A 22,088-nucleotide genomic window follows, 5' to 3' on the forward strand; every position below is an offset into this window, starting at 1 on the left:
TATGATCCTTTGGTTGGAAGGGGCAGAGCCCCTTATGTTTAGTGGTGAGATTTAGAAACGACTGCCAACATTTTGAGGTTGATGATGATAAATCGGATAAACTGCCAGATTTTGCATGTTCTTAGGAATCGTTGAAAAGGCCCTGGAATCATAGTTCCGTATGTTTTATCATCATATGGTGTAATGTTCTTTTGTATATCTTTGTAATCTGCCATTGTTTCTCCTTTTTCTTATTCAGGGATGAGTGTCCATCCTGGTTTGAGTTGTGCTTTCCACATAAACATGTAGTGCAAGATATGCTTGATCCAGTGACCTGCAAGACCGATCTCACCAAAAGTGTATTCTGGATCTCGTCCGGTTCCTGGGAATCTGTCATAATCTGGTACAACTGGATAAACAGTCAATGCTACTGCTGAACCATTCCAGATACTTTTACCAGTTGAAGCCACACACGCTGCACCCATTTCTGCCATAGATGCGTGGTGACCTTTTTCTTTAACCTCCTCAAGGCTATATTTTCCTTCGATCACATCACACACTGTTCGTGCGACAGTTTTACCGATGATTCCTGAAGGCATACCGGTTCTTGGAGGTGCCGGAGTTATTGGTGTACCGTTGACAGATTTTGCAGGTTTAGAAATTGGGTGAGGAGGTGCAAATGCGATACCCACTGCAAACATATTTGCGTAATCTGGGTTTTGATAATATTTTGGCCAGTCGCTTGCTTTCCATTCTTCAAAAGGTTTTGGAGTATAGTCTGCATCAACTTTCATAAAGCCATTTGGCATAAAGACTTTATCAGTAATGTCATTGCCAGCTTTGTCGTATGCTTTAAGACCTACCCCGCTAAATGGAGGGATGAGCATTGCAAAATCAAATGTCTCTTCGCCTTCTGTTCCATCAAGAAGTTCGTACTGGAGTTTTCCTTTTTGTACCTCTTTGACGTGTGCTCCTGTGATCCAGTCAACACCTCGTTCCGCAAAGAGTGATTCAGCGAGTACTTTAGAGCTTACAATATGTCCACCCCATTTGATATGAAGACCTGCAACTCCGAAGTCGCCAAGGAACTGCTCATTTGAGATCCATTTGATTTCCGCTTTATCTCGAACACCTGCTTCTCTGAGTTCATGCTCGATGTTGAAGATATACTCAAACGCAGCACCTTGGCATGTACACATACCATGTCCGGTTCCAATGAGGAATTTAACTTTCTCCCCTTTTTTCATACGCTCAATTGCATTTTGAAAATGGGTATTTGCTTCTGCAGCGTGGAGGTAAGTACATACCGAAAGCGAGTTGCCTTCATCTGGTCCTAGTCCCGGAGTTGCAGCGAAGTTGAGTTTCGGACCGGTTGCATTGATGAGGTAGTCATACTCTACCTCTTCAGTCTCTCCTTTTTTGTTTGGATCAGTATATTCAACAGTCACAAATGGTCTGTCACTCCCCTCTTTGCCTTCTGGGTGGATAGAGACCGCTTTTGCCTGTTTGAAATCGATTCCAGCTTTTTTGTATACAGGAGCCAATTCAAACACTACATCTTCTGGGCTCATTTCGCCAACGCCTACCCAGATGTTAGATGGGATCCAGTTCCATTTACTGTTTGGAGATACTACTACTACTTCATGTTTATCGCCAAGCCAATGCTTTGCAAAAGTAGCAGCAGTATGTCCAGATACACCTGCACCAAGTACAACAATTCTTGCCATATTTGCCCCTTTAAAAATTTTGTAACCGATATATTATATTCCGATTGAGTTTAAAAAATTATTATAAAAAAAATAATCTATCCAAATCACATAAGGATAAATTAACGTTATTATAATTATTAGTCTACCTTATACTATTAATATATTCGTTTTTAAAAGCTACATATCTTGTAGCACTTGCGTAGAGTTCTTCTACCTCTTGGTCTGTAAGTTGGCGTACAACTTTTGCAGGTGAGCCGAGAATGAGAGATCGAGGAGGGAAGTTTTTGCCACCAGTAACAAGAGCTCCAGCACCTACAATAGACTCTTTGCCAATTACCGCACCATCAAGAATGGTGGCATTCATACCAATGAGACAGGCATCTTCTATAGTACACCCATGGAGCATTACTCTATGGCCAATTGTCACATCATTTCCTATGATTGTAGGATATCCATCACTCATATCAGGTTTTTTGTAGTGTGTTACATGTATCATCGTAAGATCTTGGATGTTGGTACGATCACCTATTTTGATAGAGTGGACATCACCACGGATAACGCAACCAAACCATATAGAGACATCCTCACCACAGGTCACATTACCTATAACGGTAGCGCCAGGTGCTACCCATGAATCTTTTCCAAATTTTGGAAACCATTTTTTATAATGCAATAGCATCAGCTCTCCTTGAGTAATCTACGGGCTAACCGTTTTGCTTTGTTTGTTGTATTTTTGTGGTGGGAGTTATACAAAAGCTTCACATACTCTTCCATAATTAGTTGTGAATTGATTTTTGGTCTGTTTGGTTCTGGTTTTACTTTTTGATATTCTCCATTTGGCAGAAGTTCTCTGGCCTTGACATTGTCTTTGAGTTGAATTTGGAGTATTTCGTAGAGTTTATCGGCTATCTCCTCATCATATATTGGTGACATAAGCTCTATGCGTCGTTCGAGATTTCTTGGCATCCAGTCTGCACTAGAGATGAAGATATTTGGAGAAGAGTGCTTGAAGTAAAAGATTCGTGCATGTTCAAGATATTTGCCAACAATCGATATGACGTGGATATTTTCACTTACCCCTTTTATACCTGGACGCAAGCAGCAAATACCTCTCACAATCAGTTCGATCTTTACTTCTGCCATACTAGCTTTATACAAGGCTACTATCACATCAGGGTCTACAAGTGAGTTCATCTTAGCAATTATGTGTCCCTGTGATCCCTTTTTGCGCTCTTCATCAATCAATTGTAAGAGTTTTGATTTTATTTGGAATGGCGACATATAGAGGGTGTTAAGTTTAGTTTTTTTACTAAATCCTGTGAGGAAATGGAAAAATCTTGTAGCATCTTCTGTAAACTCTTTTTGAGATGTAAAATAAGATACATCTGTATAGATGCGTGCTGTCGTAGGGTTGTAATTTCCCGTAGCGAGATGGACAAATTGTTTGAGTCTGTCGCCATCCTTTTTGATCACTTGCGCAATCTTTGCATGGACTTTAAATCCAGGGATTCCAAATATTACATGGGCCCCTGCTTTTTCGAGCTCCTTTGCCCAAATGAGGTTATTCTCTTCATCAAAGCGAGCCTTGAGTTCAACCATTGCAGTAACCTGTTTACCACTCTCAGCTGCATTGATGAGAGCACGTACAATGGGGGAGTTCTTACCAACACGGTAGAGTGTCATACGAATCGCAAGCACTTCTGGATCTTTGCTAGCCTCTTTGATGAATCTCACTACCGGATCAAAACTCTCATATGGATGATAGAGCATCACATTTTCATGCTCTATAACTGACATAATGGAATCTGCAGTATCAAGTGGCGGTAAGATTTTTGGAGTAAAAGGCTCAAAGAGTAGATGAGCAAAGTTTTTGTTGTTCACAATCTCCCATAAAGCACCAAGATTGATAGGGATTTTGTAACTGTATATATCTTCTGGGTCTACATTGAGGTGTTCAATGAGGAAATTTATGAGATCTTCATCTGCACCCTCGCCAATTTCAAGACGTACAATTTCACCTTTGCGTCTTAGTTTCAGTCCCTCTTCTAAAAGTTCCATAAAATCATCTGCTTCTTCCTCTTCGATTTCTATATCAGCATTACGTGTGACACGAAAAGGTGTACTTGCGACGATTTTATAGCCGGGGAAGAGGGCGGTAAGATGTGCCTGAACAATTGTTTCAATCGGAATATATGTATTTTCGATCTGTACAAATCGCGGAAGTACACGAGGGATTCTCACTAAACCAAACTTTACTTCATGCGGATCGGCACTATCAATAAGTTTTAGAGCAAGTGCAAAGCTGAGGTTGTTAAGGTGTGGAAAAGGATGTGTAGCATCCACTGCAATAGGAACTATAACAGGGTAGAGATTATTATAAAAGTAGTCGTTGATCTGTTTTTTGGTATTGCTATCAAGTTCATCATAAGAGGTAATTTTGAGTCCCTCTTTTTCAAGGGCAGCAACAATTTCAAAATATGTCTCATGGAGAGTGACTTTTTCTTTGTGAAGATACTCACGTATGGCTTTGAGTTGCTGTAGAGGTGTCATTTTGTCAGGACCGGTTACACGAATGCGGTATTTGAAGAGTTTTTTGAGCCCTGCAACGCGAATCATATAAAATTCATCAAGATTTGTTCCATAAATTGCAATGAATTTGAGGCGTTCAAGCAAAGGATTGGTTTTATCTTGTGCTTCTTCTAAAACGCGTGTATTGAATTTGAGCCAAGAGAGCTCTCTGTTGATATAGAGTTTTGGGTCTTTGAGATTCATAAGCCACCTTTGAGAGTAGTAAGAAAAATTTTAACAAATATTGACTAAAATCAATCAAAAGGTGTGACATGCATATCAAAAAGTTTATTCAAAATTATCAGGAATTCAAAAAGATACACTTCAAAAAATATGAAAAGCTTTTTGAGGAGTTAGCTGCAAAAGGGCAAAGCCCAAAAACCCTCTTTATTGGATGTAGTGATTCACGTGTCGTTCCAGATCTCATTACAGGTGCAAAGCCTGGAGATCTTTTCGTTTTTCGTAATATTGGCAATTTTGTTCCGCCTTTCAAGCCAGATAATGACTTCCATGCTACAGCAAGTGCTATTGAGTATGCAGTAAGTGTTTTAAACGTAAGTGATATTATTATATGTGGGCATAGCCATTGTGGCGCTTGTGAAAGTCTCTATAAAGATATCCCTCAAACAGTAGAGCTAATACATATAAAAAAGTGGCTTGAAATTGGTGAGCCTGCTAAACGTATTGCTATAGATACGGTAGGGATAGATGATAAAGAGCTCTTATTGCGAACGACAGAGAAGGCATCGATCCTTGTGCAACTCCAAAATCTCCTAACATACCCGGCAGTGAAGAAGAGAGTAGAAGCTCATGAGCTTTTTTTGCATGGATGGTATTATAAGATTGAATCAAGTGAGATAGAGTATTTTGATGAAGAGGTGGGAGATTTCAAGCCTATAGAGCCTTGATCTTTTCGATCTCGTCTCTAAGCCGCGCAGCCTCTTCAAACTCAAGCTTTTGTGCCGCTTCATGCATAGCTTTGCGTAGCTCCTTGATGATTTTCTCTTTCTCTTTTGGAGGGAGTTTATCGGTTTTTCTCTTCCGCTCATAGAGTTTGTCAAGATCTTCGCTCTTGAGGTTTTCATCAAGGCGTCGCTTGACAGTTTTTGGAATAATACCATGAACTTCATTGTACTCTTTTTGCTTTTGGCGTCTCTTGATTGTAGTTTTGATAGCACGATACATGGAGCCGGTGATCTGATCTTTGATTTTTTCAAGCTCTTCAAGCGAGTCGACTTTTTGATGCTGTTTGATTTTGTCTGCAAACATTATCACGCGACCGTGAGCATTTCTAGCAGCTCTTCCCATAGTCTGTATGAGACTTGTTTCACTGCGCAAAAAACCCTCTTTGTCAGCATCCATAATGGCTACGAGACTTACTTCTGGCAGATCCAGCCCTTCTCGCAAGAGGTTGATACCTATAAGTACGTCAAAATCTCCTCTACGTAAACCGCGGATAATCTGATTGCGTTCAATCGCGTCTATTTCTGAGTGCATATATTTGACCTTGATACCAAGGTCAGCATAAAATTTGGTCAAATCTTCTGCCATTTTTTTTGTAAGTGTTGTTACAAGTACCCTGTTGCCTTGAGCTACCTCTTTCTTGATTTCATCATGGAGGATTTCTACTTGATTGGAGCTTGGTGCAACTTCTACGAGTGGATCAAGAAGTCCGGTAGGACGGATGATTTGGTGTGCTACAGTAGCGCTGAGTTGAAGCTCGAGTTCTCCTGGAGTGGCAGAGACAAAGAGGTAGTGGGGAGCTTTGTTGATAAATTCATCAAATTTTAAAGGTCTGTTATCCAGTGCACTTGGGAGTCTAAAACCATATTCTACCAATACTTCTTTACGGCTTCTATCTCCGGCATACATTCCACGAAACTGCGGGAGACTAACATGTGACTCATCAACTATGACAAGATAGGGCTTACCCATTGCTTCAAAGTAGTCTAAAAGTGAGTAGGGAGTCTCTCCCGGTTTTTTGCCTGTGAGGTGACGTGAGTAGTTTTCTATTCCCTTGCAAGTCCCTGTAGTCTCTAGCATCTCTAGGTCAAACTCCGTGCGCTGTTTCAGACGTTGATACTCTAAGAGTTTCTCCTCTTTTTTGAAAAACTTTAGTCTCTCTTCGAGCTCTTTTTCTATCGATTTAATAGCTTCTGCAAGACGATTTTGTCCTACAATAAATTGACTTGCAGAGTAGAGAGTAAATGAATCAATGTCATCAATACGCTCATTTGTGAGTGGATCAAATGTATAAATTGACTCTATCTCATCACCAAAGAATTCAACCCGTACAGCTTTATCTTCAAAGTATGCTGGATAGATGTCCACCACATCACCGCGGACACGGAAATCTCCTCTATCAAAAAATTTATCATTACGCTTATATCCCATCTCCAAAAGGCGAAAGAGGAGTTCTCTTTGGCCAATCTCGTTGCCTACTTCAAATCTGAATACCATCTTGCGATATTCATGCGGGTTACCAAGACCGTAGTTTGCACTCACTGAGGCTACAACTATGACATCATCGTACTCAAGCAAGCTTGCTGTGGCACTGAGACGTAGGCGCTCTAACTCATCATTGATGGAGCTATCTTTTTCAATAAAGAGATCTTGACGCGGGAGATAAGCTTCTGGCTGATAATAGTCATAATAGCTGATGAAATACTCCACATGGTTTTTTGGAAAAAAGTGCTTAAATTCGCTATAGAGTTGAGCTGCAAGAGTCTTGTTGTGTGTCATAATGAGTGTAGGCATCTGCAGGTTTTCAATAATTTTTGCCATTGTATATGTTTTGCCACTCCCGGTAACTCCAAGGAGTGTTTGGTAGCGATTGCCATCTTTGATAGAGAGAGTAAGTTTTTCTATTGCCTGGGGTTGATCTCCTGCAGGCTGCATATCTGTTACCATTTGAAACTTTGCCAATTTAAAACCTCTTTTATAAAATTTTGCTAAAATTATACTAAATTTAAATTAAACTTAAAAGAGGTGTAATGGAGCACATTGATTTGATGGAGAAACTGAGTGAAAAGATAGAAGAGCTTCTATTAAAATATGAAACACTCAAAAATGAGAATGAAACTTTGCGCAAAGATTATGTAACATGCAAAGCTCAAAGTGAAGAGAAAGACAAAGAGATCGAACGCTTGCGTGAAGAGTTGGCGCAAAAAAATCGTGAAATTGATGAAATTATCAAAAAAATAGAGACACTGGTAGGATAGTGTGAAACGTGTAACTATCAAGATAGAGGGCAAAGAGTATGATATCAATCTCAAAAATGACTTTGCCCAAGCTTTGGAGACGGAGCTAGAAAAGGAGCTCCCTCCTTATGAGAATAATTCGATTAAAGAACTCCTCCAAGCTTACCTCAAAAAGTGCTACGACTGCTATGTGTTAGAGCAAAAACTGCAAAAACTTCTCAAAAAATTTCCAAATTAACTAAAAAATAATTTTGGTTGTACGATAATGTGAATTGCAGGATGACCTGCGAGAAAATTTCATTCAAAGGAGACGTCATGAGACGTGGTGGTTTTACTATGATCGAGTTGATCTTCGTGATCGTAATCTTGGGTATTTTGGCAGCAGTTGCATTGCCAAAGTTCATCGGTGTGACAAGCCAGGCAAAAGCTGGTAAAGCACAAGCATTTGTTGGAACAATGAACAGAACAGTCTTTCCAACACTATGGAGTAAAGCAATGGCTACTGGTACAGATGGTGATATCACTCAGCTCAAGAATGCATCTGGTTCTGCAATGACATTGGCTGATCTTAAAGATTACATAGATTTACCAGACAAGCTTCAAGATACTTCAGGTACACCATTGAAAAATAGTTCAACTGCATTGTCAAATGCATGTGGTAATGGTAGTGGTGGTAGTTTACCTCAATTTGGTCAATATGACATTGGTAACGCGCAAGTTCCTATTTACTGCTTTGAAGGGAATGCTACAAATGCACCATTCTTGACATTTGATGCAAGTAATGTAGCAGAACCAAATACAACTATTCCTTCTAACTATCTCATGTAATCATGTTATGAAGGCTTCTTTGGCCTTCATAACTATAATATAAAAAAAATGAAAAAAGCTTTTTCACTTCTAGAAATTATTTTTGTCTTACTTATATTAGGAATATTGGCTGCTATATCTATACCAGTCTATTTTCAGATGCAAGCACAATCTGCACAAACAGTAGCAAAAGCTTTTGCAGCAACTCTCACACGCACAACCGGCCATACGCTATGGGCAAAATCTATCTTTGCAGGTGGTGAGGGAAGTCTTAAAAGTGATAATGACAATAATCCATCGACCTTTTATGGAAATAATTTAAATCTCTACATTACAATACCGCAATATTTCGATAAAAGTTCGGTAAATTTTGACAATTGTGCTAAAGTAGGTGAAGTTGCACAGCCTTTTATAGCAAAAAATGTGGAAAAAGGCGGTGAATATAATATTTTCTGTCGTGATGGTAACAAAACAGATGCGCCTAAATTTGTCTCTTCAAAACAAAGCAGCTATAATTTCTAGTATGAAACGAGCATTTACATTAATAGAACTACTCTTTGTAATCTTAGCAATTGGTATTTTGGCCTCAATTGCAATTCCAAAATTTACTGGTGCTCTCAATGAAGCGAAGCTTGCCGAAGTCAAATCTACCGTCACTGCTGTTCGCAGTGGATTGCAGGTGTATAAAAACAAGCATATTCTTCTTGGTCAATCTCCTTATCCAAATGATCTGAGCGGAAGTAGTGGGCTTTTTGAAAAAGTGCTACCACATCCTGTTGCTCAAGATACGCAAAAGGGATGGGAAAAGGTCTCAAATACTTTATATAAATACCATTTAGATGGCAATATTATAGCTTTTACATATAACCCAACCAACGGAAGCTTTGATTGTGACCAAAACCAATCAACTATTTCAGGAATTTGCAACAACTTTTGATGTACTATGAAGTAGCTATTCGCAACCGTCCTCTCACACTTACTTACACATCAACCAAATCCTTATCTCCTGGGCAAATATGTCTCGTGCCTCTTGCTAAGCGAAGAGTGGAAGCGGTGGTTTTATATGAAGTGGATAAACCAGAGTTTGATTGTTATGAGATAGAAGAGATATCAGAGCACTACTTCTCGCCTATGCAGTTCGATTTTGCCAAATTTATTTCACAATACTACGTAGCACACATCTCTGAAGCACTCTCGCTTTTTGTACCGTTTAAAAAAAATGTATCGCTTGCAAATAATAGCGAACTAAACCTTCCACCATGCAAGCTCTCACCCAAGCAGCTAGAAGCCCTTGCATTTATCCAAAAACATCCTGTATCTTTGCTTTTTGGACAAACGGGAAGTGGAAAGACAGAGATCTATATAGAGTATTTTAAAAAAATCATCCAAGAGGGAAAAGAGGCGATATTTTTGATGCCAGAGATCGCTCTGACTCCTCAGATGCAAAAGAGACTTGAAGAGGTTTTTGGCAAGAGTGTGGTTGTTTGGCATAGCAAACTCACAAAAAAGAAACGCCAAGAAAATTTAGAGAAGATCTATAGAAAAGAAGCCAAAATCATAGCGGGCCCTCGCAGCGCACTCTTTTTACCACTGCAAAATCTTGGCCTCATAGTTGTGGATGAAGAGCATGATGAGAGCTACAAAGCCCAAAGTCGTCCGCATATCAATGCAAAAGATATTGCAGTCTATATGGGAAAAAAGCTTAAAATCCCTGTGGTTTTAGGAAGCGCGACCCCAAGTGTTACGAGCTATTATCGTTATCCCTCTTTTGAGTTATCAAGATTTAAGGAAGCAAAAAAGGAGTTTATTTTTGATAATGGAAGAGGGATTAGTGAGACGATTCTTCAAAATCTCAAAACTGTTTTAGAGAACAACAAGCAAGCACTCATTTTTCTTCCGACTAGAGCACATTTTAAATATCTTGTATGCCAAGAGTGTGGAGAAGCTGTAAAGTGCCCCTACTGTGATGTAGGGATGAGCTTGCACTTTGATAAGAATGCGCTAGTGTGCCACTACTGTGAGTTTAGTGAGCCAATATTGCAGCAGTGTCCGAAGTGCAGAAGCGAAAACCTCAGTGCAAAGAGACTGGGGACAGCTGAAGTAGTAAATGAACTCAAACTTCTGCTCCCTGATGCCAAGATTGCACAATTTGATCGTGATACGATTACCACCCAGCGAAAACTCGAATCTACCCTCAAAGCTTTTGCCAAAAAAGAGATAGATATTCTCGTTGGAACGCAAATGCTCTCAAAAGGGCATGACTATCCCGATGTAGCTCTAAGTGTCATCATGGATATAGACTATGTGCTTGCACAAGCTGATTACAAAGCAAGAGAGAGAGCGATAGCACTATTGCTTCAAATTGCAGGACGTGCCGGGCGTCAAAGTGATGCAAGAGTCATAGTGCAGACTAAAAATCGTGATTTTTTTGCTAGCTATTTAGACTATAAGAAATTTTTGGTTGATGAGATAAAACTTCGTAAAGATCGCTATCCACCTTTTGTAAGACTTGCACAGCTCAATTTCGCTCACAAATCGAAAAAAAAAGCAGCTGAAGCAATGCAGGAGGTGCTTGTGCGTTTGCAAAAGTTTGAAGAAGTTGAGATAGTAGGATCTGGACCTAATATAATAGAGAAAATTGCCAATAAATACCGCTACCACATACTGCTGCGTAGCAAATCTACTAAAAAACTCCTTGAAGCAATCTACGCTAGCCGCAATGAGCTATGTGATGTGGATATGGATCCGGTACAGATTGGTTAGGTATAATAAAGAAAAAATTTGAGGGAATGATGGAGCGCTATCCAACAAAGAAGATCTATGTAGGTGATGTGGCTATTGGAGGGGATGCGCCAATCTCAGTGCAATCGATGACATATAGCCGCACTGCAAATATTGAAGCTACAGTTGAACAGATCAATAGGCTCCATTTTGCAGGTGCTGATATTGTGAGAGTTGCAGTGCCAGAGATGGAAGATGCTCTCGCTCTGGCTGAGATTAAAGAGAGAACTTCTTTGCCACTCGTTGCAGATATCCACTTCAACTACAAGCTTGCACTCGTAGCTGCTGAAGTAGTAGACTGTATACGTATCAATCCAGGAAATATTGGCAGCAAAGAGCGTATCAAAGAGGTGGTAAAAGCTTGTAAAGAGCGGGGAATCTCTATCCGCATAGGTGTCAATGCAGGAAGTTTAGAAAAAGATATAGAAGCAAAATATGGTGCAACAGCCGAAGCGATGGTGCAAAGTGCGCTTTATCATATCAAGCTTTTAGAGGACCTCGATTTTACAGATATCAAAGTAAGTATGAAAGCAAGTGATGTGGGACGTACTGTAGAGGCTTATCGTAAACTTCGTCCCCTTGTACCGTATCCATTTCATTTGGGTGTTACAGAAGCTGGAACAATTTTTCATGCAACTATTAAAAGTGCAATAGGTATCGGCTCACTACTTCTTGATGGTATAGGCGATACCATCCGCGTCTCTATCACAGGAGAGCTTGAAAAAGAGATAGAGGTAGGACGAGCTATTATAAAAGATGCCGGAAGGGCAAAAGAGGGGCTTAATATCATAAGCTGCCCTACATGTGGCAGGATTGAAGCAGATCTTGTCAAGGCTGTTGCAGAGGTTGAAGAGAAAACGAAGCATATTAAAAAACCTCTCAATGTCTCAGTTATGGGATGTGTTGTTAATGCTATTGGTGAAGCCAAGCATGCTGATGTTGCTATTGCATATGGCAAAGGGAGCGGGTTGGTTATGGTAAAAGGTGAAGTAGTAGCAAAGCTACCAGAAGAGCAACTTGTAGAGAAATTTTTACAAGAAGTAGAAAAATTAGCAAGAGAGTAAGATGGAGAGTTTATACAATCTGGATATAGAACGAGCAGTTTTAAGTTCGATTCTCTTTGATCCTTCAATTTATGAAGATGTAGCAGCAGTACTCGAGCCAGAGGATTTTTATCATCCCTTTCACCAAAAAGTCTTTGCGGTAATGCAAGAGCTTGAGCGTGAAGATCAGCCTATAGATGAAGTATTTGTCAAAGAGAAGTTAGAACATAAAAATGCTTTCGATGAGGCAGCTTTTTTAGAGATTCTTGCGGCTAATCCTCTTTCAAATACTGCTGCTTATGTCAAAGAGATAAAAGAGAAGGCTCTTAAGCGAGAACTCCTTCATCTTGCAACAGAGATAAAGAAAGTAACTGTAGAGCAAGATCTGCCAGTTGTGGATGTTATCGATGAGGTGCAGTCAAAACTCTATGCAATCACTACAGAGACCAGCTCCCAAGATTTTAAGACCAGCTCACAGGTGATGAAAGATACCCTCCAGCATCTACTCAAGATGAAAGAGAAGGGCAACTCTATCCTCATTGGCCTCGACACTGGTTTTCATGAGCTCAATCTCAAGACTGCAGGATTTAGCCCGGGAGACCTCATCATCATAGCTGCAAGACCATCAATGGGAAAAACAGCCTTTAGTCTCAATATCGCTCAATCGGTGCTTGATCAAAACAAAGGTGTCGTCTTTTTCTCTTTAGAGATGCCTGCAGAGCAGTTGATGCTCAGAATGCTCAGCGCAAAATCTGCCATACCTTTGCAAAGATTGAGGGTGGGAAATCTCAACGATATTGAGTGGGCAGAAATTAGCAGGCTAAGTGACTATTATGAAAAGAAAAAGCTCTTCATCGATGATGAGGGGAATCTCAATGTTCATCAGCTTCGTGCCAAATTACGGAAGCTTAAATCCCAACATCCCGAGATTGAACTTGCAATTGTCGACTACTTGCAGCTTATGAGTGGAAGTGGTACAAGAGATAGACATCTAGAAATTAGTGAAATTAGTCGTAGTTTGAAACTTTTAGCCAGAGAGTTACAAATTCCTATCATAGCTCTTTCACAGCTCAACCGCTCTCTTGAGAGCCGCCCAGACAAACGACCAATGCTCAGTGACCTGCGTGAATCTGGAGCGATTGAGCAAGATGCCGATGTAATTTTGTTTGTCTATCGTGATGATGTCTATAAGCTCAAAGAAGCGAAACAGAAAATCAAAGAGGCACAGGCAAAAGGTGAGAAGATCGATATGCAGCTTGAAGAGAAAAAGGTAGAAGAAGCTGAGATAATCATAGGAAAACAGCGTAACGGTCCAACAGGGGTGGTCAAGCTCTGGTTCCACAAAGATTATGTGAAGTTTGCCGAAGAAGCTGCTGAGACAGTGAGAGAGTTTGAGATGAGAGAGACAAATATCGAGATCCCACCTATTTAATGGATCCAAAGCCTCTCTTTCTTAGTTTCAAAGAGCGACTCATAGCTCTTTTGCTACTAATTTCTGTAGCTTTAGCTTCCCTCTATTTTACTTTCCAAAACTATCAACACTTTTTACATACACGCTACATTAAAGCTCTCGTCATCAACCAATACCCAAAGGGTAAGAAGCAGATTTTCAAGCTCAAAGCCAAAGATGGAGCCATTTTTTATAGTTCTACCCATGAGAATTTAAAAGATCTGCGCGATAGATGGATTCTCTTTCGCAAATTTAGTAAAAAGATTACCTTTTTAGATTACCTGCGAGGTTTCTACTATCCTGGCTACATTCTCAAGGTCTTGCCAAAAGATACTAAGTATAGTTTCAAAGAGAAGATTTTTGCTCAACACGAACGCGCTGCGCTCCAAGAGATGTTTGGAGCCCTTTTCTTGGCTACGAGTATGAACAAAGAGACGCGCCAAAAAATTGCTCGCTTTGGGATTTCACACCTCTTTGCAATTAGCGGTTTTCATCTAGGTCTTTTGGCCTTATTGATTTTTGTAGTTTTGGGATCTATTCTTAAGCCTCTTTGGCAAAGAGTTGTGCCATATTGGCAGATGCATACATTTTTGATGAGTGTTGTTTTGGTTTTGGCTGGGGCTTATATGAGTTTTTTGGGATTTTTGCCCTCTGTTGTGCGCTCTTTTGTGATGCTGCTCTTTGGATACTTTATCATACACCGTTACTTGCGGCTTTTGAGTTTTGAGACACTTTTGTGGGCAGTACTACTTATACTTGCTCTCTTTCCCCATTTTCTCTTCTCGATCGGTTTTTGGCTCTCTGTAGCAGGAGTTTTCTACATCTACCTCTTTTTGCACCACTTTTCACATATAAATAGATTAGCTATTGTTATTTTGCTCAATTTGTATCTTTTTACAGCAATTTTGCCTCTATCTGCAGCAATTTTTGGGCAGTGGAGTGTTGTAATGCTTTTAGCACCTCTCTTGACGTTTCTTTTTACTCTCTTTTATCCTCTTGCTTTGTTCTTACATATCATTGGATTGGGTCACTCTCTAGATTTTGTAGGATATCTTTTTACTCTCAAGAGTGAAGTGATGCATATTGCACTGCCTCTTTGGCAGCTTGCAATCTATCTACTGTTGAGTATTTTTGCAGTTTTGCACAGATTTATTTTCTTTGGTGCTTTGCTCTTTGGATTGATAGTAGTTGTGCAGCATGTAGCATAAACGAAGTCCATACAAAAATATAATCCACGAAATATAAATCCATAAAAAGAAAAACAAAATAGCACTAAAAGAGCCATAAATCGTAGTGTAAGTTTTTGAATAGAACACATAGTATATAAAAAGAGCTTTGCCAATATTCCAAATAAGAGAAGAGATAAAAGAGGAGATGAGAGCAGCTTTGATATTGACATATTCGCTAGAGCTGATTTTATACATGATAAAAAAGAGAAACCAGATAATGAGATAGGGAAAAAGAGCCAAAAAGTTAATACCACTTGTGTAACTGCTGCTATTAAGCAGAGTTTGGATTTTAGCTGAGAGATAAAATGAGAGAGCTAAAGCCAATGGAGCCAATGTTACGAGCGTCCAATAGATTGTGATTGACTCCCAGAATCCTCGCGGTTTAGTTTTGAAGATTTTGTTAATGATATATTCGTAGTTTTGGAAAAACATAAGTGAAGCAAAAAGTACAAATGCAAAACCGATGAGTCCCAGTTTGTTGCTATTTTGCAAAAAAGTATCTATGTAGTTTGAGAATGTCTCGTGCTGCGTTGGCATGAGATTTGAAAAGATAAACTCTTTGATTTTGAGATAGTGTTTTTGAAAAGATGGCAGCTTTATAAAGAGAGAAAATGAGACGAGCAGAAGAGGAATGATCGAAAATATTGTATGAAAGCTCAAAGAAGAAGCATACATTGATATATCTGGGTCATAAAACTCTTTTATTCTCTGCCAAATAGTGTACATATTTTTCCATTAACTCCATATTAACAGCTGCTATATATAATAGCACAAAAGGAGGAAGTATGCTGATAAATGAGTTACACATTGATCAAAACAATATCGCTTTTGTCCCATCACTTGGCATTACATTTGAGCTTAATGAGACTGGCAAAGAGATTATTGATTTATTGAAAGAGATCAAGACAAAAGATGAAATTGTGCATGAACTTGCACAAAAATATGAAAAGGATTGGAGAGAGGTCTATATCGATGTGGAGGATTTTCTCCTCAAGCTCAAACTTTTTGGATTGTATCAATGAAAATAGCAATTAGTGGACTCAATAACACAGACAATCCTGCTCCAGGGATGGGAGTTGCCAAAGGCTTACAAAAAGAAAATAATCTCATTGGTCTAGCTTATGATCCAAATGAGCCAGGGATTTACCAGGATATTTTTGAACATGTCTACCTCATGCCCTATCCATCTTTTGGTATAGAGACATTTTTGGAACGTATAGAGTATATCAAGCAAAAAAGCGGCATAGAGGTCTATATTCCTAATCTTGATGCAGAGTTGCCACTATGCATAAAACATCAACAAAAGTTTGAAGATTTAGGTATTGCTACGCTTTTACCAACCATCAAGCAGTTTGATCTACGCCAAAAATCTTCCTTGGCAGATTTGGCAAAAGAGCTCAATGTCAAATATCCAGATACTTTCATTATCAATAGTATTGATGATCTTGTTGCGGTTACAAAAGAGTTGGGCTTTCCTTGTATGATCAAGGGCAACTACTACAAAGCTTATAAAGTTCACAACCTAGATGAAGCTATTGAAAAATTTTACACAATATCGAATGAATGGGGATTTCCGCTACTGTTGCAGCAAATTGTAGCAGGTGAAGAGATAAATTTTGTAGGAGTAAGCAGCAGCGAGCTTTATGGAGGATTTGCCATAAAAAAACTCCAAATGACAGATCTTGGAAAAGTCTGGAGTGCGGTAACAATCAAAAATAAAAAATTGATAGATTTGGCTTACAACTTTGTGGAGTATAGTGGATGGAGAGGAGCTTTTGAGTTAGAAGTTTTGGCAGGAGGAGATGAGATCTATCTCATCGAAATCAATCCGCGTTTTCCAGCCTGGGTCGGGTTTGGTGTAGACATTGGACTCAACCTTCCAAAGCTTTATATAGATATTATGTTAGGAAAAAAACCGCAAAAACTGCTGGATTATCCTGAAGGAAAACTGTACATGCGCTATGTGAGTGAGGCGGTAAGTGATTTTTCCACACTTGCATCACTAATTAAAAACAAGGAGCTTTGATGTACCAAAAACCAACGATTAATCGAATAGATTTTAGTGCAACAAAACATGGAAATTATGGTAATCCATACAGATCTCAAAAAATAAAAAGTGAAATTGATGGATTTAATGTCAATGAACTTGTAGCAAATTTTGGCTCTCCTCTTTTTGTTTTTAGCAAAAAAGAGATAGAGAAAAAGTATGATGCATTCAAAGACGCATTTGTTTCCCGCTATCCAGAAGTAGAGTTTTATTGGAGTTACAAAACGAACTATCTTGGAGCTATCTGTAAAACATTTCACGATCTTGGAAGTAAGGCAGAAGTTGTCAGTGCTTTTGAATATGATAAAGCTAGAAGCTTAGGGGTAGAGGGAAGAGATATTATTTTTAATGGTCCATATAAACCAAAAGAAGCTCTCAAAAAGGCAGTGCTTGAAGGAGCAAAAATCCACATAGATCACTGGCATGAGATCAATGATTTAGAAGATATTGCCACAGAGCTTGGCAAAGAGATTCCAGTAGCAATTCGCTGCAATATGGATACAGGTATCTATCCTGCATGGAGTCGCTTTGGATTTAATATCGATAACGGCGAAGCATATGATGCAATTGAGAGAATCTATAAAGGTCAAAAACTTATTCTTACTGGTTTGCATACACATATTGGAACTTTTATGCTTGCAGCTAATGCATACCAAGTAGCTGTAACAAAACTTATGCAACTTAGAAAAAGGGTACAAGAGGATTTTGGATACAGTATAGAATATATCGATATTGGTGGAGGATTTGCTAGTAAAAACCGCCTCAAAGGTATATATCAGCCACCTGAAGTTGTTGTTCCGACACCTGATGAATATGCTGAAGCAATTGTTGATGCGATTTATGAAAATGCTGATGATAGATTGCCAAAACTCTATCTTGAAACGGGACGTGCTCTTATAGATGAGGCTGGATATCTTCTTACATCTGTTTTTGCTTCAAAAAGACTTCCAGATGGAAAAGTCTCTTATATTTTAGATGCTGGAGTTAATCTCCTCTATACATCATTTTGGTACAATTTTGACATTTTTCTTGACAAAAAACATGAAGGTTTGAATGAACCAAGCCAACTTAATGGTCCACTTTGTATGAATATTGACGTTATCGCAGATAATATTATGTTGCCTCCTCTCCAAAGAGGTGATGTGCTTACTATCTGGCCTGTGGGGGCTTATACCATTACGCAATCGATGCAATTTATTCAATACAGACCGCGTGTTATTATGATAGACAAAGAACCAATTTTGATACGTGAAAGTGATGATTTAGCATATGTCAGTGAAAAAGAAATTAGCGATATTTTTTAAACCTTATAGCGCAATACTTTTCCTCAATGATCCAAAAGCTGGTATGCTTTTGGCTCTTTTGAGTTTTTTGCTTCCGAGTGTAGGGGCATTGGGGCTTGTAGCACTAGTTGCCACTATACTTTTTGCTGAGTTTGTTAATATGCGCGAAGAATATTTGCGCTATGGTTTTTATCTTTATAATTCCCTTTTGGTTGGTTTTGGTATTGGCTTTTTTTACCAAATATCAATTTTGAGCATTATTCTGACTATATTGCTCGCTATTTTTACATTTTTGCTTTCATTTAGTCTCAATCGTATATTTATAAAATATGGAATCCCTATCCTCTCGCTTCCCTTTAGTTTAGTAAGTATTCTATTTTTCCTCGCAAGTCTCAAATATACAACCCTCTTAACAAATCTTTTAGACAGGCAGCCACTATTTGATATTGCTTTACCTTTTGAATATTTTTTTAAAACGGTAGGGGAGATCTTTTTCCTTCCATATAATATTGTGGGTTTTGTTGTCTCCCTTCTTATCCTTTGGTTTTCTCGTATACTCTTTTTCTTGATGTTTGCTGGATTTGGAGTTGGAGTGGCTGTCCACTCACTTTTTGTCCAAACATCTGAGGCGCTTTGGTCTTTATATAATTTCAATTTTTTATTGATAGCAATGGCTTTAGGCGGTATCTTCTTAATACCACATATAAAAAACTATGTTTTAGCTCTTATAGCTGTGGCTTTGAGTGTCTTTATCAGCGATGCAATGCAGGTCTTTTTTAATCTTTTTAATATCCCTGTCTATACTATTCCATTCAATATTATTGTCATTCTCTTTGTTTTCTTGCTCTATACGATGGGATATCGACTGTTTGCATATATTATTAAAAGAACACCAGAAGAGACTTTGGAATACTATTTGGCTAACACATTGCGTTTTGGTGCAAATAGTCGAAAGATATCTTTGCCATTTTTGGGAGAGTGGAGTGTCTACCAAGCTTTTGATGGTGAGTGGACCCATAGAGGAGACTGGAAATATGCCTATGATTTTATAAAAATTCAAGATGGCAAAAGTTATGCAGGAAGTGGTGTCTCTTTACAAGAGTATTATGCATATGGTCAAGATGTTGTAGCTCCTGTCAACGGGTATATTGTCGATATACGAGATGATTTACCAGATAATCCTATAGGTGTAGTTGATCGTATACATAATTGGGGAAATTTCATTATAATCAAAAGCGATGAGGGATTTTTTGTGGAGATCTCTCATCTCATGCAACACTCGATCAAAGTGCGTATAGGTGAATATGTTAAATCTGGTCAAATGATAGCAAAGTGTGGCAACTCGGGATACTCTCCAGAGCCCCACATACACATACAAGTCCAAGAATATCAATTTCTTGGAGCACGGACGCTCCCTTTTGTATTTGATCAATATATACAAAAGAGTAAGCTTATATTTCATGGTTTACCTCGCGAAAAAGAGCTTATAGAAAACGTTTCAAAAGATAGAGCACTTTTTGATAAACTCAGTTTTGTACTTGATGAAAAATATACTTATGAAGTGATGGGAGAAGGAGATAAAAAAGAGAGCTACTCTTTTACAGTCAAAATGAATGATTTGGGAGAATTTTATTTTTATGACGGAGAGAATAGAGCCTATTTTGCGATGAATGAAAAAATGTTTTATTTTTATGATTATAAAGGAAAAGAGAGCTATCTTAAACACCTTTATCTCATTGCTCCTCGAATACCTTTTATTGCCAAAAGGGTAGAATTTATCGACTTTATTCCTCTATCATTATATGCGAAGGGATTTAAAAAAATATGTTTGGAATTTGTCGTTTCGTTTTGTCATAGATTGGGACGCTTTGCACAGGTATACTACAAAGATCGTCTAGAGCAAAAAAGTGATTATGGAATGGTAAAATTCTCATTCTATAATAAAGGTTTTGAGGAGATCTCTTATGGCCAAACAGTTTTGAGGAGAAAGATCGATGAGAATAGTTCTATTTAGTTTATTATGTGTAGTAATTCTTACTGCTGCAAATTTTGAAAAATCTTTGCAAGAGTCTTATCGGTATGAGGCATTACAAGATTATAAAAAAGCTATTGAGGTTTTGATTCCAAATTACAAAAGGAGCTCAAGAGACTACTTTCTCAATCTTCGTTTGGGTTGGCTTACATATAAACTCAAACAATATGCTAATGCAAAAGAGTACTACTCCAAAGCAGCGATGATCAAGCCGCAATCATTTGAGCCAAAACTTGGTCTAATGAGAGTATTGTTAGCCCAAGGGGACAACGAAGGCGTCATTGAATATGGAAATGCAATATTGAAAGAAGATACATATAACTACTATGCAAATCTCTATATTGCCTATGCGATGTTAGGGAAAAATGATCTACTTACTGTTCAAAAAATTGCTCGAAAGATACTACGACACTATCCAACAGATCAAAACTTTTTGTTGATTTTGGCCAAGACATATCAAACGAGTAATCCTCAACAAGCAAAGACTCTTTATAGAATAATATTGCGATACTACCCCACGAATATTGCTGCAAGAGAATATCTCTATGAAACTGCTCCTTCTAGCACAAAGTAATTTAGCACAACTCGATATCAAATATGATCATGTTGTAGATATTGAGGGATTGGAACAAAAAAGTTTCATACAAAAATATGATCTCTTATTGGCCGATTTTGCCTTTTTTGGCACGATTTCTCAGTATAAAAATCTATTTTCTTATATTATACTCCTCACAAATATGTGTGATGAGCAATCGTATGCAAGAGCTTTGCAAATTGCTGATGATTGTATACTTTGGCAAGAGAGCAAAAAAATAGAAGCAAGAATATCTTACTATCAAAAAAAATTATATAACCTTCAAAATGCGATCTTTTCATATAGAGACTTGCGATTTGATGTAAAAAGGGGCGAACTGTTTAAAGGAAGAGATCATATAGCTCTAAGCAATGCACAAAAAGAGCTTCTGCTTTTGCTTTTGAAAAATATGGGAAGTTATGTACAAAAGCATACTATATTGCAAGAGTGTGACTCTATCAATAGTGAAAATTCCATAAAAGTCTTAATTGCAAAGCTAAGGGGTCTTGGTTTTACAATTGAGAGTCAACCATCTCAAGGCTATAAAATTGTAAAGGAGAAGAGGTGAAAAAGTTATCAATAGTATCATTTATGGCAGCTTCTTTGCTAGCAGGTGATATTGTTCTTCCATATGGAGGATATATTGCATACACTGGGAATACAAAAAGAGATAGTGCGTATTTAGCAGGGGTGTTTTTGAGTCATAGCACAAAAAAATATGCGTTAGATGTGGATTTAGAGTATATGAGAATTTCATATGATGGAGGTATACCTACATATAAGCAAAAGAGTGCAGCACTTCTTTATCACTATTATCAAGGAGAACATATAGTATATGAAATTGGAATGAATAATATTTTCACTGACCAAGGTAACAATGATGATTATCAAAAAGTTTTCACAGCTGGCATACTTTACTATGATTATTTGCATTACAATTATGGTGTAAACCTCCATTATAGCAGCTATGATGGTTTTCATGTTTGGCAAGTATCTCCAAAAGTCGGTATAAATTTTGGTGATTATAAATCTCAAATTGGCTCTTTCTACGCCCAAGTACAATATAACTACATAAATATCAGTGAAGATTGGGCAGCTCTAAAAGATAACTACTCCAATGCAGATATTAAGCTTACCAATTTTAATGGGAGTTTTACAACAACAGCCCAAGCGAGTTTTGGTAAAAATGCCTACAAAGTAGCAAAAGAGGGATTTGTTGTATTTAATTTAGGTGAAGAGTATCATACTAGTTATGGGTTATCTGTTGCAAAAGCATTAAGTAAAAACAGTTCTCTAAAAATCCAAGGCACACGAGCGAGATTTTATGAGCAAAACAAAAAGGCCCATAGCAATATATTTGTAGTGAGCTATACAAGAGCTTTTTAA

23 protein-coding genes are annotated in these 22,088 nt (G+C 38.2%); 17 read left to right on the plus strand and 6 right to left on the minus strand.

The window, feature by feature from the left end; genetic code table 11:
* Positions 1–38 precede the first annotated feature (38 nt).
* The 4 genes from JG734_RS01750 to JG734_RS01765 all read right to left on the minus strand — a co-directional run bounded on the left by JG734_RS01750 (position 39) and on the right by JG734_RS01765 (position 4,460).
* Positions 39–215: a hypothetical protein gene (locus JG734_RS01750; protein ID WP_201333324.1), complete on the minus strand. Its 177-nt coding sequence runs from the start codon at positions 213–215 to the stop codon at positions 39–41.
* A gap of 15 nt (positions 216–230) precedes the next feature.
* On the minus strand, positions 231–1,706 hold the full coding sequence (locus JG734_RS01755; protein WP_201333325.1) for an NAD(P)/FAD-dependent oxidoreductase: 1,476 nt from the start codon (positions 1,704–1,706) through the stop codon (positions 231–233).
* Positions 1,707–1,830: 124 nt separating this feature from the next.
* Entirely contained in the window at positions 1,831–2,367 is a 537-nt protein-coding gene (locus tag JG734_RS01760) for a gamma carbonic anhydrase family protein (RefSeq protein WP_201333326.1), read from the minus strand.
* Positions 2,367–4,460 (minus strand): RNA degradosome polyphosphate kinase, encoded by a 2,094-nt coding sequence (locus JG734_RS01765; RefSeq protein WP_201333327.1) that lies wholly within the window; start codon positions 4,458–4,460, stop codon positions 2,367–2,369. Before JG734_RS01765 ends, JG734_RS01760 begins: the two co-directional genes overlap by 1 nt.
* Positions 4,461–4,528: 68 nt before the next feature.
* On the opposite strand from JG734_RS01765, the gene JG734_RS01770 reads away from it, so the two are divergent.
* Positions 4,529–5,164 (plus strand): carbonic anhydrase, encoded by a 636-nt coding sequence (locus JG734_RS01770; RefSeq protein WP_201333328.1) that lies wholly within the window; start codon positions 4,529–4,531, stop codon positions 5,162–5,164.
* On the opposite strand, the gene uvrB is transcribed toward JG734_RS01770, so the two are convergent.
* Positions 5,151–7,181 carry an excinuclease ABC subunit UvrB gene (uvrB, locus tag JG734_RS01775; protein ID WP_305080217.1) on the minus strand — a complete coding sequence of 677 codons (2,031 nt, stop codon included), beginning with the start codon at positions 7,179–7,181 and terminating at the stop codon, positions 5,151–5,153. The two genes, JG734_RS01770 and uvrB, sit on opposite strands and share 14 nt — an antisense overlap.
* Positions 7,182–7,249: 68 nt before the next feature.
* On the opposite strand from uvrB, the gene zapB reads away from it, so the two are divergent.
* The 9 genes from zapB (at position 7,250) to JG734_RS01820 (ending at position 14,745) form a co-directional block, all read left to right on the plus strand.
* Entirely contained in the window at positions 7,250–7,477 is a 228-nt protein-coding gene (zapB, locus tag JG734_RS01780) for a cell division protein ZapB (RefSeq protein ID WP_201333329.1), read from the plus strand.
* A 1-nt stretch (position 7,478) separates the two neighbouring features.
* Positions 7,479–7,694, plus strand: a complete 216-nt coding sequence (locus JG734_RS01785) for a hypothetical protein (RefSeq protein WP_201333330.1) — start codon at positions 7,479–7,481, stop codon at positions 7,692–7,694.
* A 77-nt stretch (positions 7,695–7,771) separates the two neighbouring features.
* Positions 7,772–8,284 (plus strand): type II secretion system protein, encoded by a 513-nt coding sequence (locus JG734_RS09510; protein WP_305080218.1) that lies wholly within the window; start codon positions 7,772–7,774, stop codon positions 8,282–8,284.
* A gap of 48 nt (positions 8,285–8,332) precedes the next feature.
* Positions 8,333–8,785, plus strand: a complete 453-nt coding sequence (locus JG734_RS01795; RefSeq protein WP_201333331.1) for a type II secretion system protein — start codon at positions 8,333–8,335, stop codon at positions 8,783–8,785.
* Between the two features lies 1 nt (position 8,786).
* The gene (locus JG734_RS01800; protein ID WP_201333332.1) at positions 8,787–9,200 is read left to right on the plus strand and encodes a type II secretion system protein; all 414 of its coding nucleotides are present in this window, start codon (positions 8,787–8,789) and stop codon (positions 9,198–9,200) included.
* Positions 9,185–11,026 (plus strand): primosomal protein N', encoded by a 1,842-nt coding sequence (locus JG734_RS01805; RefSeq protein WP_236587000.1) that lies wholly within the window; start codon positions 9,185–9,187, stop codon positions 11,024–11,026. Before JG734_RS01800 ends, JG734_RS01805 begins: the two co-directional genes overlap by 16 nt.
* A gap of 26 nt (positions 11,027–11,052) precedes the next feature.
* A complete protein-coding gene (gene ispG / locus JG734_RS01810; RefSeq protein ID WP_201333333.1) occupies positions 11,053–12,108 on the plus strand; it encodes a flavodoxin-dependent (E)-4-hydroxy-3-methylbut-2-enyl-diphosphate synthase in 1,056 nt (351 codons plus the stop codon).
* Position 12,109: 1 nt separating this feature from the next.
* A complete protein-coding gene (locus JG734_RS01815; protein WP_201333334.1) occupies positions 12,110–13,519 on the plus strand; it encodes a replicative DNA helicase in 1,410 nt (469 codons plus the stop codon).
* Complete coding sequence (locus tag JG734_RS01820; RefSeq protein WP_201333335.1) at positions 13,519–14,745, plus strand: ComEC/Rec2 family competence protein; 1,227 nt, start codon at positions 13,519–13,521, stop codon at positions 14,743–14,745. Before JG734_RS01815 ends, JG734_RS01820 begins: the two co-directional genes overlap by 1 nt.
* Here JG734_RS01820 and JG734_RS01825 read toward each other — a convergent pair.
* Entirely contained in the window at positions 14,653–15,492 is an 840-nt protein-coding gene (locus JG734_RS01825; RefSeq protein WP_201333336.1) for a YihY/virulence factor BrkB family protein, read from the minus strand. The two genes, JG734_RS01820 and JG734_RS01825, sit on opposite strands and share 93 nt — an antisense overlap.
* Before the next feature lie 59 nt (positions 15,493–15,551).
* On the opposite strand from JG734_RS01825, the gene JG734_RS01830 reads away from it, so the two are divergent.
* The 7 genes from JG734_RS01830 to JG734_RS01860 are packed head-to-tail and all read left to right on the plus strand — an operon-like array spanning position 15,552 to position 22,088.
* Positions 15,552–15,788: a PqqD family protein gene (locus JG734_RS01830; protein WP_201333337.1), complete on the plus strand. Its 237-nt coding sequence runs from the start codon at positions 15,552–15,554 to the stop codon at positions 15,786–15,788.
* The gene (locus JG734_RS01835; protein ID WP_201333338.1) at positions 15,785–16,792 is read left to right on the plus strand and encodes an ATP-grasp domain-containing protein; all 1,008 of its coding nucleotides are present in this window, start codon (positions 15,785–15,787) and stop codon (positions 16,790–16,792) included. The genes JG734_RS01830 and JG734_RS01835 overlap by 4 nt, the downstream gene beginning before the upstream one ends.
* Positions 16,792–18,117 carry an alanine racemase gene (locus tag JG734_RS01840; protein ID WP_201333339.1) on the plus strand — a complete coding sequence of 442 codons (1,326 nt, stop codon included), beginning with the start codon at positions 16,792–16,794 and terminating at the stop codon, positions 18,115–18,117. The genes JG734_RS01835 and JG734_RS01840 overlap by 1 nt, the downstream gene beginning before the upstream one ends.
* Complete coding sequence (locus JG734_RS01845; protein ID WP_201333340.1) at positions 18,083–20,110, plus strand: urea transporter; 2,028 nt, start codon at positions 18,083–18,085, stop codon at positions 20,108–20,110. Before JG734_RS01840 ends, JG734_RS01845 begins: the two co-directional genes overlap by 35 nt.
* A complete protein-coding gene (locus JG734_RS01850; RefSeq protein ID WP_201333341.1) occupies positions 20,091–20,702 on the plus strand; it encodes a lipopolysaccharide assembly protein LapB in 612 nt (203 codons plus the stop codon). The genes JG734_RS01845 and JG734_RS01850 overlap by 20 nt, the downstream gene beginning before the upstream one ends.
* Positions 20,674–21,270 (plus strand): response regulator transcription factor, encoded by a 597-nt coding sequence (locus JG734_RS01855; protein ID WP_201333342.1) that lies wholly within the window; start codon positions 20,674–20,676, stop codon positions 21,268–21,270. The genes JG734_RS01850 and JG734_RS01855 overlap by 29 nt, the downstream gene beginning before the upstream one ends.
* A complete protein-coding gene (locus tag JG734_RS01860; protein WP_201333343.1) occupies positions 21,267–22,088 on the plus strand; it encodes a hypothetical protein in 822 nt (273 codons plus the stop codon). Before JG734_RS01855 ends, JG734_RS01860 begins: the two co-directional genes overlap by 4 nt.

The sequence above is a fragment of the Nitratiruptor sp. YY09-18 genome (genome assembly GCF_016593235.1).
Lineage (GTDB): Bacteria > Campylobacterota > Campylobacteria > Campylobacterales > Nitratiruptoraceae > Nitratiruptor.

What these genes read in the sequence shown, in the direction of transcription:
- JG734_RS01765 (WP_201333327.1), bottom strand. Translation starts at nt 4,460, where the DNA reads ATGAATCTCAAAGACCCAAAACTCTATATCAACAGAGAGCTCTCTTGG.
- JG734_RS01820 (WP_201333335.1), top strand. Translation starts at nt 13,519, where the DNA reads ATGGATCCAAAGCCTCTCTTTCTTAGTTTCAAAGAGCGACTCATAGCT.
- JG734_RS01800 (WP_201333332.1), top strand. Translation starts at nt 8,787, where the DNA reads ATGAAACGAGCATTTACATTAATAGAACTACTCTTTGTAATCTTAGCA.
- zapB (WP_201333329.1), top strand. Translation starts at nt 7,250, where the DNA reads ATGGAGCACATTGATTTGATGGAGAAACTGAGTGAAAAGATAGAAGAG.
- JG734_RS01850 (WP_201333341.1), top strand. Translation starts at nt 20,091, where the DNA reads ATGAGAATAGTTCTATTTAGTTTATTATGTGTAGTAATTCTTACTGCT.
- JG734_RS01755 (WP_201333325.1), bottom strand. Translation starts at nt 1,706, where the DNA reads ATGGCAAGAATTGTTGTACTTGGTGCAGGTGTATCTGGACATACTGCT.
- JG734_RS01830 (WP_201333337.1), top strand. Translation starts at nt 15,552, where the DNA reads ATGCTGATAAATGAGTTACACATTGATCAAAACAATATCGCTTTTGTC.
- JG734_RS01855 (WP_201333342.1), top strand. Translation starts at nt 20,674, where the DNA reads ATGAAACTGCTCCTTCTAGCACAAAGTAATTTAGCACAACTCGATATC.
- JG734_RS01825 (WP_201333336.1), bottom strand. Translation starts at nt 15,492, where the DNA reads ATGTACACTATTTGGCAGAGAATAAAAGAGTTTTATGACCCAGATATA.
- JG734_RS01845 (WP_201333340.1), top strand. Translation starts at nt 18,083, where the DNA reads ATGTCAGTGAAAAAGAAATTAGCGATATTTTTTAAACCTTATAGCGCA.
- JG734_RS01760 (WP_201333326.1), bottom strand. Translation starts at nt 2,367, where the DNA reads ATGCTATTGCATTATAAAAAATGGTTTCCAAAATTTGGAAAAGATTCA.
- JG734_RS09510 (WP_305080218.1), top strand. Translation starts at nt 7,772, where the DNA reads ATGAGACGTGGTGGTTTTACTATGATCGAGTTGATCTTCGTGATCGTA.
- JG734_RS01770 (WP_201333328.1), top strand. Translation starts at nt 4,529, where the DNA reads ATGCATATCAAAAAGTTTATTCAAAATTATCAGGAATTCAAAAAGATA.
- JG734_RS01840 (WP_201333339.1), top strand. Translation starts at nt 16,792, where the DNA reads ATGTACCAAAAACCAACGATTAATCGAATAGATTTTAGTGCAACAAAA.
- JG734_RS01815 (WP_201333334.1), top strand. Translation starts at nt 12,110, where the DNA reads ATGGAGAGTTTATACAATCTGGATATAGAACGAGCAGTTTTAAGTTCG.
- JG734_RS01835 (WP_201333338.1), top strand. Translation starts at nt 15,785, where the DNA reads ATGAAAATAGCAATTAGTGGACTCAATAACACAGACAATCCTGCTCCA.
- ispG (WP_201333333.1), top strand. Translation starts at nt 11,053, where the DNA reads ATGATGGAGCGCTATCCAACAAAGAAGATCTATGTAGGTGATGTGGCT.
- JG734_RS01750 (WP_201333324.1), bottom strand. Translation starts at nt 215, where the DNA reads ATGGCAGATTACAAAGATATACAAAAGAACATTACACCATATGATGAT.
- JG734_RS01795 (WP_201333331.1), top strand. Translation starts at nt 8,333, where the DNA reads ATGAAAAAAGCTTTTTCACTTCTAGAAATTATTTTTGTCTTACTTATA.